Source organism: Mangrovibacter sp. MFB070, from assembly GCF_000705335.1.
GTDB lineage: Bacteria > Pseudomonadota > Gammaproteobacteria > Enterobacterales > Enterobacteriaceae > Mangrovibacter > Mangrovibacter plantisponsor.
On the sequence record NZ_JJMI01000035.1, the window covers coordinates 45,150 to 60,456 of the forward strand.

Genomic DNA, 15,307 nt, shown 5'->3' on the forward strand with positions numbered 1-15,307 from the left:
TTCTTTAAAATTGTATCTGAGTGCACCGAACCACAACCGGACTAATGCCGGGCGTTGTTATACAAATTTTCTTAATGAGTGAATAAATGTGAGGAAGATCACTTTACTGCAGCGTATGCTAGTGCGGCCTCAGACCGGGCATAAGACAACGGCTGGGCAACAGACACCAGACAGGTTAAGGCCGGGTAATGAATATTATTGAAATAATAATGAATGCGGGCAAATCCGCAGTGAATGTCTCTCTTTATACTTTGCTGCCAATTATGGTTGTTATGCTGGCAATCATGCGCTTTCTTGAAGCTAAAGGCGTGCTGGAAAAAATCGTTAAAGTATTTGGCCCGTTGCTCAAACCGTTTGGGCTTGGTGGCATGAGCCTGTTTGCCATAATCCAGATGAACTTTGTCAGTTTTGCAGCGCCAATCGCCACACTCACCATGATGGATCGCCAGGGGGAATCAGACAGGCGTATGGCTGCCACACTTGCCATGTCTTTTGCTATGGGACAGGCCAATGTGTTTTATCCGTTTATTCCCCAGGGCCTGCACTGGTTACCGGCAATTGGTATTTCAATTTTGGGTGGCCTGGTTGCTGGTGCTGCCACCTGGCACATTTTTGGTCGCCGTCTCTCTTGCGAAAATTTTCGCACTGCCAGCACCAAAAACCGTGTAACACATAAAAAACAGGGTTTGCTTGCCATCATCAATCTTGCTGGCGCAGACGCCATTCGGTTGTCTGCCGGTGCCATTCCCATGCTGATTATTTCGCTGGCGGCAGTCAACATGCTGGAAGCGGTTGGCTTTGTACATTTACTGGAAAAATTGTTGTCGCCACTGCTTGGCCTTGCCGGGATCTCTCCGGTGTTTATTCTGGCCACGCTGGTAAAAACTATGGCTGGCGGGACGGCTTATTTTGGCGTGGCATCAGACTTAATCGCCCAGGGGAAATTCACGGTAACCGAATTAAATGCCTCTGCCGGGTTGCTGGTACAAACCCTGGACTTACCGGGCATTGGCATTTTCCTTGCTGTCAGTTCGCGCTTTGTACGCCTGTTCCGCTATGTGCTGCCCGGTGCACTGGTGGGGATAGCAGTGCGCACCTGCCTGCATATTCTTATCTTTAGCTGACACCAGACGCCTCAAGGGTTATGGTAAAATCCGCGCCGCCATAACCCACAAGGAAGACGATGTTTGATTTCATGCCCTCTCAGCCAGGCCCGGGTTTTATTCACCAGTTTCGTTGCGGCACACTCAGCCACTGCCCGGAAATAACTGTCTGCCAGGCGTTTTTTGACACCAGTTTGTGGCAGGATGATTTATATTCCGCCGCGGGTATTGTGTTCCCTGCCACGCTGGTTAACGCCGCCAGAAAACGCAAAGCAGAATACTTTGCCGGGCGTTTTTGTTGCCAGCAATTACTGGCAAACTACGAGGTACATACCGCCGTACTGTCTCACCAGGACCGCTCCCCGGCCTGGCCTGCCGGGTTTTGTGGCTCAATATCGCACACGCAAAACCAGGCGGTGGTTCTGCTGGCACCAATACATTCCGGTTTCTCTCCTGGAGTGGACGCAGAAACACTGGCCTCACGCATCATGCGGGAAACTGCAGATATGTTTACCTCCCCAGAAGAACAGGCAAGGTTGAAACAATCCCCGCTGGACTGGGAACAGGCGCTGTTAGTGACATTTTCAGCCAAAGAAGCACTGTTTAAGTCGTTGTACCCACTGGTGAAACGCTACCTGGATTTTGACTGTGCGCAAATCAGTGAACTGGACGCGGGCCAGGGCAGGCTGGCATTAACCTTAACCCAGCCGTTATCTGCCGCATTCCCTGCCGGGTACCATTTCCATGGCGAGTGGCAATTTGCGGGCGATGTCGTAACAACGTGCTTTTACCCGCAAGTTTCCCAGCAAAAATACTGACAATTTATACAGTATCATGCCACAATAATGACTTCTGCCACCTCCTGGAGCCCAACATGCCAGATTATTGCCTGATGCCAGACACCCCAGCCGGGCCACTGTTATTGCAGGCCAGTTCACAAGCGCTGGAATCCGTTCGGTTTTTACGTACGTTTCCTCTCAGTGAAGGGGAGAGTATTACCCAGGCCACTCACCACCCGGTATTACACCAGGCAAGTGAAGAGCTGCTGGCCTACTTTGCCGGGAAACTCACCCACTTCACTACGCCTCTGGAGCCTGGTGGCACAGCATTTCAGCGCCAGGTGTGGGAAGCCCTGCGGCAAATTCCCTGGGGTGAAACCCGCACTTATGGCGAAATTGCACACCAGATTGGTAACCCGGCCGCCAGCCGTGCGGTTGGCCTGGCAAATAACCGCAATCGCCTGCCCTTTTTTATTCCCTGCCACCGCGTCATTGGTGCCAGTGGGAAGCTGGTAGGTTATGCAGGCGGCCTGGATGTAAAGCAGGCATTGCTGTCACTCGAAGGTATTCGCATCGCACTGTAAACCAGCCCCAAAGCGGGCAAGGTAAGCGTTGCGCAAACTTATGGCTACCGGGCCGGGGCGGCCATCTCCAATGGGGTTACCATCAAGCCTGGTCACCGGCATCACAAATGTGGTGGCAGAAGTAATAAACACTTCCCGGGCGCTACACGCTTCTTGTGGGCTGAAGGCACGCGTTTCAATTTCCAGCTGGTGCTGCTGGCAAATATCCAGTATTGCGGCCCGGGTGATACCAGGCAAAATTGCCTGGCTTAACGCCCGGGTAACCAGTTTCCCGCCAGGTGTCACCATAAAGCAATTTGCCGAGCTGGCCTCGGTTATCAGGCCGTCTTTAACAAAGACAGCATCATCTGCACCCTGCGCCTGGGCAGCCATTTTTGCCATGCTGGCGGCCAGCAAACTCACTGTTTTGATGTCGCACCGTTGCCAACGGATATCCGGGCAGGTCACCACAGACAACCCGCTTTCTACGCGCGCGTCCTGCAAGATGTTGTAAGACTGGGTGAATACAACCAGTGTGGGTGGAACCGATGCATCCGGGTAGTGGAAATCACGTTTCCCCGGGTTACCGCGGGTCAGTTGCAGGTAAACGCTGCCTTCCTGCACCTTATTGCGGGCAACCAGTGTTTCATGTATTTGCTGGAGTGTTTCCACCGCCCAGGGTAGCGCCAGTTCGAGTGCCTGGCAGGAACGCTGCAACCGTTGCATATGTGCATGGAAATCCAGCAACTGCCCGTTAACTACTGCAGTCACTTCATACACACCATCAGCAAATAAAAAACCGCGGTCAAACACCGATACCCGGGCCTGGTCCGCCGGGCAATAATCCTCATTCAACCATACCCATGGTGACATGTTTCCTCCTTGTCTGGCATTAAGTGCCACTACACAAGTACGCTAGCATGCTTCACCCGCGTTTTTTCCGAAAAGTTCGCGTGGCTGGCCACAAACTGAATAGAAACAACCACCGGGCCAACTTTTCCCCCAGCCATTTAATCGCATTCTGCTTTCGTTTATTTGCTGCCGTGACATACTGAGCATCAGTGGAATACAGGTTCACGACAGGAAAAATAAGGAGAGAGAGGATGCAAACTCATCGCACAGATAACAGCCTGACACCTGAACAGGCTATCGAACAACTGGATGCTATGTTTAATGCATCTGTCAAAGCATTACGCAAAGCAATTGCGCTGTATATCGACACCGGAACACTGCCCGATACAGCGGCAAGGCAACAAGGCTTGTTTGTTTACCCGGCACTTCAGGTCACCTGGGATGGCGTGGCACGCAACCCGAAAAAAACCCGGGCTTATGGGCGTTTCACTCACCCCGGTTGTTACCGTACCACCATTACACGTCCGGCACTGTTCAGCGCTTATTTAACAGAACAACTTACCCTGTTGCAGGAAGATTACGGTGCGCACATCAGCGTTGTCCCTTCCGACCAGGAAATCCCTTACCCTTATGTCATTGACGGATCTTCGCTGTCGCTCGACCGGAGTATGAGCGCCGGGCTGGCACGCCATTTTCCCACCACCGAGTTATCACAAATTGGTGATGAAACGGCAGACGGCCTGCTGGACTCCATTGATTTTTCGCCGTTGTCGCATTTTGACGCGCGCCGTGCAGATTTTTCCCTCGCCCGCCTGCGCCATTACACCGGTACCCCGGTGGAGCATTTCCAGCCCTTCGTGCTGTTCACCAACTATACCCGTTACGTTGATGAGTTTGTGCGCTGGGGTTGCAGCCAAATTCTGGACCCTGCGTCACCTTATGTTGCGCTGTCCTGCGCGGGTGGTGCCTGGATAACCGCCGACACAGAAGCTCCGGAAGATGCCATTTCTGATCTGGCCTGGAAAAAGCACCAAATGCCCGCCTGGCACCTGATCACAGCAGACGGCCAGGGCATTACTCTTATCAATATTGGTGTCGGGCCATCCAACGCCAAAACCATTTGCGACCACCTGGCAGTACTGCGCCCGGATGTCTGGCTGATGATAGGCCACTGTGGCGGTCTGCGTGAAAGCCAGACCATTGGTGATTACGTGCTGGCCCATGCTTACCTGCGCGATGACCATGTGCTGGATGCAGTCTTGCCACCGGATATTCCGGTACCCAGTATCGCAGAAGTTCAGCGTGCCTTGTACGACGCCACCAAAGAAGTCAGTGGTATGCCGGGTGAAGAAGTCAAACAGCGTTTACGCACTGGTACTGTTGTGACAACCGATGACCGTAACTGGGAGCTGCGTTATTCTGCTTCGGCTTTGCGCTTTAACCAAAGCCGTGCTGTTGCGATTGATATGGAGAGTGCCACCATTGCAGCACAAGGTTACCGCTTCCGTGTCCCCTATGGCACATTGCTTTGTGTGTCAGACAAACCTTTACACGGCGAAATTAAACTTCCTGGCCAGGCAAACCGATTCTATGAAGGCGCAATCTCTGAACATTTACAGATAGGTATTCGCGCCATCGACTTATTACGTGCGGAAGGTGAGAAACTCCACTCACGCAAATTACGCACATTCAATGAACCGCCTTTCCGTTAACCGGAAAGCCTGACGAACTGATACAGGTACTACTATGGCCGCCTCTACCCCGTTATCTGATTTGCGACATGCGCTGTTGTCGCGCGGACTGGAAGGTATGCTGGTTCCGCGCGCTGATGCTCACCAGAGCGAGGACTGTGCCCCCCATGATAATAAACTGGCTTTTTTAACCGGTTTTACCGGCTCTGCCGGGCTGGCGCTGGTATTACAGGACCGCGCGTTGTTATTTGTGGACGGCCGCTACCAAGTTCAGGCGCGCCATGAAACTGATTCTGCGCTGTTTGAAATTCACCATTTGCATGACGAACCTGTCGCTGAATGGATTGCACAGAATTTACCAGCCGGGCAGCGTATTGGTTTTGAACCGATGTTAATGGTTAACAGCCAGTACCAGGCGTTGCAAAACAGTGGCTGTGAACTGGTGGCACTGTCTTATGATCCTTTCGATGCCATCTGGCATGACCGCCCGGCACCACCGCAAGGGCCGGTCAGCCTGATGCCACCAGACATCAGTGGGGAACTGACCACCACCAAACGCGCCCGCCTGGGGGTGAAATTGCAGGAACTGGGTGTTGATTACCTGGTGGTAACTCAGCCAGATAATATTGCCTGGTTGCTGAATATGCGCGGTTCTGATGTTCCCATGAACCCGGTTCCCCACTCTTTCGCCCTGGTTAAAAATAATGGTGCGGTTGAATGGTTTGTCGACCCGGTGAAGCTGACTCTGGTGCCGCCAGTGTGGTTAATGGACATCAGCCTGAAAGCGCCTTCAGCATTCCTGGCCCGCTGCCAGGAAATTGCGGCAGGTAAACGTATTTTGCTGGATGCAGATAACGCACCTGTTGCAGTGAGCTTTGCCGTGGAAGCTGGCGGCGGAGAAGTATTCTGGCAGCCAGACCCGCTAACCTTCATGAAAGCGCAGAAAAACCTGACAGAGCTGGAAGGCTACCGCCACTGCCACCTGCAGGATGGTGTCGCCTGGGTGAATTTCCTGGCCTGGCTTGAGCGTGAAGCACCTGCCCGGGCACAGTCAGGAACGCCGTTAACAGAGCTGGACGTTCAGGCTCAGCAACTGGCTTACCGCCAGCAGCGTGAAGGTTTCCTGGAACAGAGCTTTGCCACGATTTCCGCAGCCGGCAGTAATGCTGCCATGTGCCACTACCATGCCACCCCGGCGACTAATGCCGCAATTATGCCGGGCAGCTTTTACCTTAATGACTCTGGCGGCCAGTATGTTAATGGCACCACGGACGCCACCCGCACTCTGGCGTTTGGCGATGTTTCGCCAGAAATGCGCCGCCACTACACCGCGGTGCTGAAAGGTTTTCTCGGGCTAATCACCTTACAGTTTCCCAAAGGTACCCAAGGCCACCAGTTGGATGCTTTTGCCCGCCGGGGGCTGTGGGAATTAGGTCTGGATTATGACCATGGCACCGGTCACGGCGTCGGCCACCGTTTACAGATCCACGAGCAACCCTACCGGATGGCAAAAAAAGTCAACCCATGGCCAATGCTGCCAGGCCAGATTATCACCATTGAACCCGGTTATTACCTGGCAGATAACTACGGCATTCGCATTGAAAACCAGGTAGAAATTATTTTCGGTATGCCCGGTTTTTGCCGCTTCAGTTCACTGACACTGATCCCCATCGACCTGCGTGCAGCAGAACTGCACTTACTTACTGAACAGGAAGTCGCCTGGCTCGACAGCTACCACCTTCATGTGCGTGACGTACTTTCTCCATTGGTGGAAGCCGAAGCGCGCCCCTGGCTGTTTGAAGCCACGGCTCCGGTACATACCCGCGCAGGCACCCCGGGCTGACAAGCATATTGCCGGGTTAACAACCTGAGAATGTGGAATTTATCAGCAAACGAACAATTTTGTGAAATCAGGCTTTGACACACCAGCACGGGGCCAGTAATATGCGCCCCGTTCACACGATTCCTCTGTAGTTCAGTCGGTAGAACGGCGGACTGTTAATCCGTATGTCACTGGTTCGAGTCCAGTCAGAGGAGCCAAATTTAGAAAATCCCGCTTAAGGAAACTTAAGCGGGATTTTTGCTTTTAATCAACTTGCCCTGCAATTAACCCATATGCCGACATAGCTCGTTCCATCTGTTTATCGCTGTGGCGAACGGCTTATTGCCCAACAAACAGAGATTAATTTCAGCCCCAACAAAATATCCTGGCAGACGGAAAGGTTCTTCCTGACTCACTGCGTATTCAACACTTGTGGTCTGCTGTATCTTCCTGAAGTGTCATTTATGGCACTTCAGGGCCCTATTTGAGCCATACTTTTGCTTCCCGACGCTAATTCACTCGAAGTGACAAAAATCCACCTGAACAAATCAAACCCATACGGCAAAACTAGCTCAGGTAGACAACAACGCAGAAGAGAACCGTTATTAACTACATTGGCGACTTCCGGGTAGCTGGCAGGTGCTTTTGACCGCTATACCGCCCACAACATCCCCTTTCCCCTGGTAACCATGCGCCTAATCAAAATTGGTCGCACGCGAATGTAGCGATTTTCCACCGATTGGTACGCTGAGCTCACCGTTATCATAAACAGTGAAATCAATGCACTGAGAGGACAAGTCATTGCAAACACCTTCTGGCCTCCACCCCGGGCAGGCAATAGCACCAACACTCAACCCAACAGTGTTTCTGGGTATGGCGCCTTTTTTGCGCATGAGTATTGCGGGTGAGGAGTTTTTACAGTTCGCACAGGAACTCATTGTGCAGGTACAGCAAAATCCGGACAACGCGATACTGTGGATGAACCTGGCAACAGTCCTGCAGTGCCTTGATGACACAGAAACGGGTCTGGAAACTCAGCGCCAGGCGCTGGCGATGCAACAGGTGTACACATATCCTGCAAAACAACAACCTGCAAAACTGCGCCTGCTGATGCTGATGCTCCCTGGTGTGCTGTCTGTGAACGTACCTCTCGATTGCCTGCTGGAAAACAGTGATATCGAGTTGATTTATTACTTCATCACCCCAGAGGCTCCCTTCGAGGCTCCAATACCCGAGCATGACCTCCTGATGGTTGGTATCAGTGCCACCACAGAAAATCAGTTTCTGCTGCAAGAACTGGAAAAAATCACCAGCCAGTGGCCAGTGCCGGTTATTAATACTCCGAAGCATGTGCAAAACTCCGAGCGCCTTGCGGCCAGTACCTTACTGCAAAACAAGCCAGGGTTAACGATTGCTCAGGCCCACCCGGTTTCCCGTGAAGCGCTGTCTGCCGTAGTCAGCGAACACACCGCCTTACCGGTTTGTGATTTCCCGGTTATCCTGCGCCCGGCGGGTTCCCATGGTGGACACGGGCTGGAGAAAATCACTAACCGGGAAGAACTGGCCAGCTACCTGGAACGTGTCCAGGCCGGGACCTATTTTCTGTCGCGGTTTATTGATTACAGCAACGAAGACGGGCAGTTCCGCAAATACCGCCTCTCCCTTATTGATGGCGTGGCTTATGGCTGCCATATGGCTATTTCAACCAACTGGATGATCCACTACGTCAATGCATCTATGTATCAGGATGCCTGGAAGCGTGCCGAAGAAGCCCGGTTTTTCAATGAATTTGAACAGTTTGCCGCCCGCCACCAACAGGCTCTGCAAGCTATCTACGAAACAACTCAGCTCGATTATTTGGGCATTGACTGCGGTGAAACCCGGGAAGGCGACCTGCTGGTATTTGAGATAGACCCGGCCATGGTGGTCCACGCTATGGATTCAGAAGAGATGTTCCCGCACAAACAAATCCACATGAACAAAGTTAAAACCGCCTGCCGTAATTTGTTGCTATCCCGTGCCTTTGCACACCAAAACCCGGCAGAAAATGGGTTAAAAGGATAAGAAAAAGATGATTTCACGTAACGCATTAAATTTCTCAGGTGGCCCGGGCGCTTTACCGGAAACCGTTCTTGCTCAGGTTGAAGCCGCCATTAAAGAAGTCCCGGGTGTTGGCCTGTCTATTCTGGGTATCAGCCACCGGTCAGACTGGTTTGCCGGTATTGTTGAAGAAACAGAAAACAATATCCGCACCCTGCTTGGCTTATCGAAAGACTTCCATATTCTGTTCCTGCAAGGTGGTGCAACCCAGCAATTTTCAATGGTGCCTATGACTTTGTTGCGCGGGCAGAAAAATGCGGCTGAATACCTGGATACCGGCTACTGGAGCAGTAAAGTCGTGGCAGAAGCCCGCCGCGAAGGCCCGGTAAAAGTGTTGTGGAGTGGTGCTTCTTGCGGGTTTAACCGCCTGCCTGAAGAAGGCGAACTCGACTTCTCACCAGAAGCGCCGTATCTGCACTATGTTTCCAATGAAACAGTAGAAGGTTTGCAATTCCAGCGCGTTATCGGGCGCGATGACGTACCACGGGTATGTGATATGTCGTCTGATTTTCTGTCCAAACCTTGCGATGCCAATAAATTCTCCGTCATTTACGCACACGCGCAGAAAAACATTGGCCCGGCAGGTGTCACCATTGTGCTGGTACACGACAGCGTAGTTAAGGCTTCGTCAGACGAACTGCCTTCGTTCCTCAATTACCGCCGCCAGGTTGAATCACATTCAAACCTCAACACGCCGCCAGTATTCGCTATTTATGTGGTGTTGCTGGTTACCCGCTGGTTGCTTAATGATGTGGGTGGTCTGGAGAACATGGCGCAAATTAACCGCCATAAAGCAGAACTGCTTTATGCCATGCTGGATAACAGCGAAGGCTTTTACAATGGCTGGAGCCGGGTAGAAGACCGCTCACAAATGAACGTTGCGTTTAAACTACCAGATGCAGAGCTGGATAAAAAATTCCTTGCTGAAAGCCACGAAGCCGGGTTTTCCGGCCTGAATGGTCACCGGGCTATTGGTGGGATTCGTGCCTCGATTTATAACGCGCTGTCTGTCCCTGCCGCAGAAAAACTGGTCAATTTTATGGATGACTTCCTGCGTAATAACCGCAAATAGCCATCTGCGCTTTTCACCTGCACACCCTGCCGGGCGGGGTATGCAGGTCGCCTCAGTGTATGAGCGTCAGAACATCAGCAATGTGTACTCTAAAAGTGTGGCAGCCATAAGTAATGCAGCCAGCTCTGTGTTTGCCCGCTCCGGGGTTCCACCACTCTGTTTAACCTGAACATTTGTAAGTTGCATAGCCATTCTCCGATTTGGCCGGAGGCACCTCGCTTCTGGCTGCGTGGAACACACCTGCCAGCCAGAAACAAGTGGCAGCGCCTCTGAAAGCCTACCCATGCTGCGGTGATAACGCTGCCAGCCCGTCAATTAAAGCTACTCGCCACCATGCAAAGTCATGCCCTCCGGTATACACCGCAAGCGTGCTGTCTGCGCCAGCACCAAGCAACCGGTGGTGAAGGTCTTCAACATGGGGAACTGTGGCACCTTCCAGGCTACCGACACATAAACGCAGTTTCACCCTGGCTGGCGGCGCTGCCATTACCTGTTCGCTGACCCAGGATGTATCGTTTTCACTGAACATAAATGGGCGGCGGCTGCCATCCGGCGTCCACCACATAGAAGGCGAGTGGCTGAATACTGCGCCGAATGTATCCGCTGCGACCAGTGCGGCCATTAGTGCCGTCACACCGCCAAGGCTCTGCCCCGACAAAACCGTTCGCTCCCTTCCGGCCCACGCCCGGTCTGCATATTCACCCAACACTCCGGGAATAATCCGTTGAGCAAGACTGTCTATCAGTGCAGTTTCCCCACCCAAAATAGCAGTGCGGTCATCCAGGCTTAGGTTATCCACGCCCAGCACAGCAAACGGTGCGATGCGGCCGCGGCTCAGCGCCACATCAAGCGCCTGTAACACACCGACGTTATCAAACCAGGATTCCGCATCGGGCAGCACCAGCAAACCAAGTGGAACTGAGCGCGGTACATCTGGCAAATAGAGGCGCAGGCGGCGTTCACGCCCGGCCACAACCGAATAACGGGTATGGGTTATTCCGGCAGGCGCGGCAGAACGGTCGCGCCACTCACTCTGCGCGTCAGCTTTATCCAAACTAAGCACAGATTCACCACCGCCATGCAACCGGATCCCCAACGCGGTGTTGAAGGCGTCCAGCTGGCTGACAAAAGGCGTGTTTCTTCCACCAACCAGCGCCAGTTGTTGTTCAGCCACACCCGGTGGGATCTCCGTAAAGGTATACGAACCACAGTAGGTGGCAGGCAACTGTAGTGTTAAAAACCAGATATCTGTCCCCGGGAGGTTTTGCAACATACCGCGAGCCACCTGGTCTTTATCCGTCACCCGGTTCAGGCGCAGGTAAACACCATAGAGTGGTTCACATGATCGCCACAAAAAGGTGACCGCCCGTGTCGCCCCATTCCCGCCAGGTGAAACCAGTGGAGTTACCAGGGCCGCGACATCCCGCCAGAATTGGTCAACATCGGCAATGCTCCTGCCTGCCAGTTGTGCCAGTACTTGCCGTGTGAGCGCCCTCGCTTCACCGTGTTGTTCCTTTTGCTCACCAGTCTGAACCGGGTTCATTCTTTCTCTCCTTGTCGTTTCGCCAGTACTGGCTGACTCATTACCAAACCTCGCTTTCTTACCCGCTATTCAGGCTTTTACTGCGCCCGGAACGGGTTCGTTAACCGGTGTGCGGGTTGCCGTGCTGTCTTGCCACAGGCTGGCATACAGCCCAGGCGCTGCGGCCAGTTCTTCATGGGTACCAAACTGCACAACCCGGCCCTGGTCCACGACTGCAATGGCATCACAGCGGCGGGCGGTTGTCAGGCGGTGCGCCACTACCAGCGCAATGCCACCCCGGTTGCGGGCTCGCTGAGCCAGTGAGTCCATCAGCCTGTCTTCTGCTATACGGTCAAGCCGGGAGGTGGCTTCATCAAGCAGAACCACTTTCGCGTTAGCCAGGTGAACCCGCGCCAGCGCGATTAACTGGCGTTGCCCGGCGGATAAATCAGCGCCACCGTTGTTTACTGGTGTGTGGAAACCTTGCGGCAGGCGGCTTATGGTATCCAGTAACCCAACCTCTTGTGCCACACGCTCAACGTCAGCATCAGTGCGCTGCGGGCTGGAATAGCGAATATTCTGTGCGATATCCCCACTGAACAAAGCGACATCCTGTTCCACCAGGCCAACCTGTGCACGGTAATCTGCCAGCGCCAGTGAATCAATATTGCGGCCATCAAGGCGAATCTGCCCGCCCGAAGGTTGGTACAGCCCGGCGATCAACTTGATAAGGGTGGATTTCCCCGCGCCGCTTCTCCCGACAATCGCCACGACAGACCCGGCAGGAATGGAAAGGGAAAACTGGTCAAGAGCGGGTTGTGAACTGCCGGGATACTGGAACGATACATTGTCCAGCGCCAGTTCACCGTAGCGGGAAAAAGCAACATGTTCAGGGGCTGGCTGAATATCTTCAGCACCCGGTGTCGCCAGCAAGGTATTAATGTGCTGACTGCTGGCCGAAGCCTGCTGCCAGGCATCAACAATACCGGAGAGTTGCTGCACCGGCCCATAAAACTGCCCCAGGAGTAAAAAGAATGCAGCCAGTACACCTGCAGTCATCTCTCCTTCTGCCACCCGGGATGCACCAACCAGCAATACAGCAGCATAAGCAGCCTCGGTGCAGAAAGTTAACAAGGGGAAATAGACCGCAAGGTATTTTTGCGCGCGCACTCTGGTCGCCCGAAAACGGTCTGACAGCGTACGCAATTTTGCGGCTTCGGCACGCTGTTGCCCGTGGGACTGCACTACACGTAACCCGGAGACTTTCTCCTGTAGCGTGCTGTTTACCTTACCAATTTCCAGGCGCGCCTGCGCGTAAGCCGGAGAGCTCAGGCGGCGGTATACCCAGGTTGCCAGTAGAACCACAGGTATTCCAGCGAATGCCACCAACGCCAGTACAGGATCCAGCCAGAACATGGCTACGGCAATCGCCGCCATGGTTATCAGACTGGTAGCGGTACTGGCCAGGCCGTTTTGTAAAAAACGCGCCAGGGAATCGACATCTACAGTCATCCGCGTCAGGCGCGAATCTGCATTGGCTTCGTGGTAAGGCAATTTCAGGCGCAATAACTGCCCAAAACTGCGCAACCGAACAGTATGCTGCACAGACTCTGCCGCACGCGTGGAAATAATGGTCTGCAGGGAGTAGCAACACCAGCTTATAGCAACTAACGCCACAGCCAGCGCCGCACATTCGCCAATAACCGCCATATTCCCCGCGACAACGCCCTGGTCTATCCCCCGCTGCAACAACACTAATACCCCCACCCCGGCTGCGGAATCGAGCGCAATTAATAACGCCGCGGTGATAAACATCCAGGCAACCGGCGGTAACAACGCCGACACCCGCTTGCCATGCCCGCCCATTGCCAGCTGGACAGCCTGTTCGGGGACACGGCACATGCGGTCACGGAAACCACCTGCTTTCACACTACTTTCATGCTGCCGCTTTACCTCGTCATCACGCGACAGAACGTTTCCCTGTGGCCAGAGTTCACTGCCCGCCGGTGCCTGCAGAAACTCACCGTTTCCGGACATCAACTGACCAAACGCCGGGCAACGCGCTTCCAGCTCTGCCTGAGTCCCGACATCCACAACCTGCCCGCCATCCAGTACCACGATTTTACTGGCAAGATGCAGAGTGGAGCGCCGCCGGGCAATAACCAACAGCATGTGGTCCTGGTCAGCATAGCGGCCAAGCGCCGTGTTAATTTCTGCTTCAGTACCGGCATCGACTGCAGATGTTGAGTCGTCCAGAATCAGTAACTCGGGTGCCGTTAGTAAAGCACGCGCCAGGGCAATACGCTGGCGCTGCCCGCCAGACAAATTGCTCGCCCGCTCCGCCAGCCGGGTTGCAAAGCCCTGGGGCAGCGCGGTAATAAAGCCCAGCGCCCCGGCAGCACGGGCGGCCTGGTGAATATCCTCTTCTGTGGCATCCGGGTGACCATAAGCAATATTCTCTGCCACGGTTCCTGCAAACAGGAAAGTCTCTTCGAAAACCACCCCCACCTGGCGGCGCAATGCTTCAAGCCGGATGTCGGCAATGTTCTGCCTCCCTTGCCCGGTAGTTAACCATAACGCCCCGGCAGAAGGGTCGTAGAACCTGGCCAGTAACATCAGCAATGTGGATTTCCCCGAACCCGATGCCCCAACTACGGCAACGGTCTCACCAGCCTGAATGGAAAAGGAGACACCCTGTAATACCGGCTTTCCTTGCTGGTAAGCAAACTCAACGTTGTCCAGTTCCATGCCCAGTAATTTGCCTGCCACAGGCTGTGTGCCATCCTGCATTTGTGGGCGGGTATCAATCAGGGAAAACACGCGTTCAGCCGAAGCCTGGGTTCGCTGGGCTATCACTAAAAATGAAGCCAGTACCCGGGTTGGCCCGGTCAGCATGGCCAGGAAACTGGCAAAAGCTACAAATGTCCCCAGGTCTGTCCTGCCGGTCGTTACCGCCCAGCCACCATAAGCCAGCAACACCAGTTGCCCCAGTACCGGCAATGCCAGCATGGTTGCTCCCGGCATAGCCTGGCTGATAGCGGCCCCAATACGGGCGCGGACAATCTGGCGAGACTGGCTGTCCAGCCAGCGCATTTCACGTAATTCAGCTACCGATGACTTAACCATGGCTATCTGCGCCAGCACTTCGCGAATATGCTCGGTAAGGCTTGCGAGCTGGTCTGATGCCAGCCCGGTCTGGGCAAATACCCTGCGCCGCGCCCGCAATGCCGTCACCGCCAGGCAGGCAAGAACAGCGACAACAATCAGTGTCATCTCCGGAGACATCCACAGCATAACTACCATGCCGGCAATATAGTAGGTCAGCACTGCCAGTGGCACCGGGCACATCTGCAACAACATATGCACCTGTTGTAAATCACTGTTGGTGCGTGAAATGACCTGGCCGGTACGTAACGCGTCAAGGCCTGCTCCGTCCAGATTCTGGATGCTGTCGAATGCCCTGCCCCGCAACGTATGCTGAACCCACAGTGAGAGTTCTCCGGCATAACCGCGCCGCACATAGTTACCCATAAAATCAAACAGGGCGATCAGCAGCAGACCACAGGCCAGCATGGGCAGATGAGTGGTGTTACCTGCCAGCGCGTCATTTACCGCCTGGCGCGTCAATAACGGTGTCAGTGCAGCAAAAATGATTGTTGTGACCGAAGCCAGCACAACAATCACGCTTAACGTCTTACGCTCCCAGCACACGCTGGCAAGACGAACCAGCCACGAACCAGCGGGTTTTGGGGTTTGAGCGGTGGGCATCAAGCCTCCTTCATCGGTCTGAATAATAGCTACGT

Annotated in this window: 10 protein-coding genes and 1 tRNA gene; 8 read left to right on the forward strand and 3 right to left on the reverse strand. The window is 53.9% G+C overall.

The window, feature by feature from the left end:
• Positions 1-188 precede the first annotated feature (188 nt).
• Genes DT73_RS17130 through DT73_RS17140 form a run of 3 tightly spaced genes read left to right on the forward strand, consistent with a single transcriptional unit; the run spans position 189 to position 2,466 of the window.
• Positions 189-1,124 (forward strand): nucleoside recognition domain-containing protein, encoded by a 936-nt coding sequence (locus DT73_RS17130; protein WP_036112107.1) that lies wholly within the window; start codon positions 189-191, stop codon positions 1,122-1,124.
• A 59-nt stretch (positions 1,125-1,183) separates the two neighbouring features.
• A complete protein-coding gene (locus DT73_RS17135; protein ID WP_051691433.1) occupies positions 1,184-1,921 on the forward strand; it encodes a 4'-phosphopantetheinyl transferase in 738 nt (245 codons plus the stop codon).
• 56 nt (positions 1,922-1,977) lie between these two features.
• Entirely contained in the window at positions 1,978-2,466 is a 489-nt protein-coding gene (locus tag DT73_RS17140; RefSeq protein ID WP_036112110.1) for a methylated-DNA--[protein]-cysteine S-methyltransferase, read from the forward strand.
• Here DT73_RS17140 and DT73_RS17145 read toward each other — a convergent pair.
• Positions 2,437-3,318: a D-amino-acid transaminase gene (locus DT73_RS17145; protein WP_051691434.1), complete on the reverse strand. Its 882-nt coding sequence runs from the start codon at positions 3,316-3,318 to the stop codon at positions 2,437-2,439. The two genes, DT73_RS17140 and DT73_RS17145, sit on opposite strands and share 30 nt — an antisense overlap.
• Before the next feature lie 230 nt (positions 3,319-3,548).
• Here DT73_RS17145 and DT73_RS17150 point away from each other — a divergent pair, with 230 nt between their 5' ends.
• From DT73_RS17150 to DT73_RS17170, 5 genes are all read left to right on the forward strand, one after another.
• Positions 3,549-5,009 (forward strand): AMP nucleosidase, encoded by a 1,461-nt coding sequence (locus tag DT73_RS17150; RefSeq protein WP_036112113.1) that lies wholly within the window; start codon positions 3,549-3,551, stop codon positions 5,007-5,009.
• Positions 5,010-5,043: 34 nt separating this feature from the next.
• The gene (locus DT73_RS17155) at positions 5,044-6,831 is read left to right on the forward strand and encodes an aminopeptidase P family protein (protein ID WP_036112116.1); all 1,788 of its coding nucleotides are present in this window, start codon (positions 5,044-5,046) and stop codon (positions 6,829-6,831) included.
• Positions 6,832-6,952: 121 nt separating this feature from the next.
• A tRNA-Asn gene (locus DT73_RS17160) sits at positions 6,953-7,028 on the forward strand.
• 583 nt (positions 7,029-7,611) lie between these two features.
• Complete coding sequence (locus tag DT73_RS17165) at positions 7,612-8,874, forward strand: RimK family alpha-L-glutamate ligase (protein WP_084172310.1); 1,263 nt, start codon at positions 7,612-7,614, stop codon at positions 8,872-8,874.
• Positions 8,875-8,881: 7 nt separating this feature from the next.
• A complete protein-coding gene (locus tag DT73_RS17170) occupies positions 8,882-9,982 on the forward strand; it encodes a phosphoserine transaminase (RefSeq protein WP_036112120.1) in 1,101 nt (366 codons plus the stop codon).
• Between the two features lie 277 nt (positions 9,983-10,259).
• Here DT73_RS17170 and DT73_RS17175 read toward each other — a convergent pair whose 3' ends face one another.
• Positions 10,260-11,525, reverse strand: a complete 1,266-nt coding sequence (locus tag DT73_RS17175) for an alpha/beta hydrolase-fold protein (protein ID WP_036112123.1) — start codon at positions 11,523-11,525, stop codon at positions 10,260-10,262.
• Positions 11,526-11,594: 69 nt separating this feature from the next.
• Entirely contained in the window at positions 11,595-15,272 is a 3,678-nt protein-coding gene (gene iroC, locus DT73_RS17180; protein ID WP_051691435.1) for a salmochelin/enterobactin export ABC transporter IroC, read from the reverse strand.
• Between the last annotated feature and the right edge of the window lie 35 nt (positions 15,273-15,307).

What these genes read in the sequence shown, in the direction of transcription:
- DT73_RS17170 (WP_036112120.1), top strand. Translation starts at nt 8,882, where the DNA reads ATGATTTCACGTAACGCATTAAATTTCTCAGGTGGCCCGGGCGCTTTA.
- DT73_RS17140 (WP_036112110.1), top strand. Translation starts at nt 1,978, where the DNA reads ATGCCAGATTATTGCCTGATGCCAGACACCCCAGCCGGGCCACTGTTA.
- DT73_RS17145 (WP_051691434.1), bottom strand. Translation starts at nt 3,318, where the DNA reads ATGTCACCATGGGTATGGTTGAATGAGGATTATTGCCCGGCGGACCAG.
- iroC (WP_051691435.1), bottom strand. Translation starts at nt 15,272, where the DNA reads ATGCCCACCGCTCAAACCCCAAAACCCGCTGGTTCGTGGCTGGTTCGT.
- DT73_RS17150 (WP_036112113.1), top strand. Translation starts at nt 3,549, where the DNA reads ATGCAAACTCATCGCACAGATAACAGCCTGACACCTGAACAGGCTATC.
- DT73_RS17155 (WP_036112116.1), top strand. Translation starts at nt 5,044, where the DNA reads ATGGCCGCCTCTACCCCGTTATCTGATTTGCGACATGCGCTGTTGTCG.
- DT73_RS17130 (WP_036112107.1), top strand. Translation starts at nt 189, where the DNA reads ATGAATATTATTGAAATAATAATGAATGCGGGCAAATCCGCAGTGAAT.
- DT73_RS17175 (WP_036112123.1), bottom strand. Translation starts at nt 11,525, where the DNA reads ATGAACCCGGTTCAGACTGGTGAGCAAAAGGAACAACACGGTGAAGCG.
- DT73_RS17135 (WP_051691433.1), top strand. Translation starts at nt 1,184, where the DNA reads ATGTTTGATTTCATGCCCTCTCAGCCAGGCCCGGGTTTTATTCACCAG.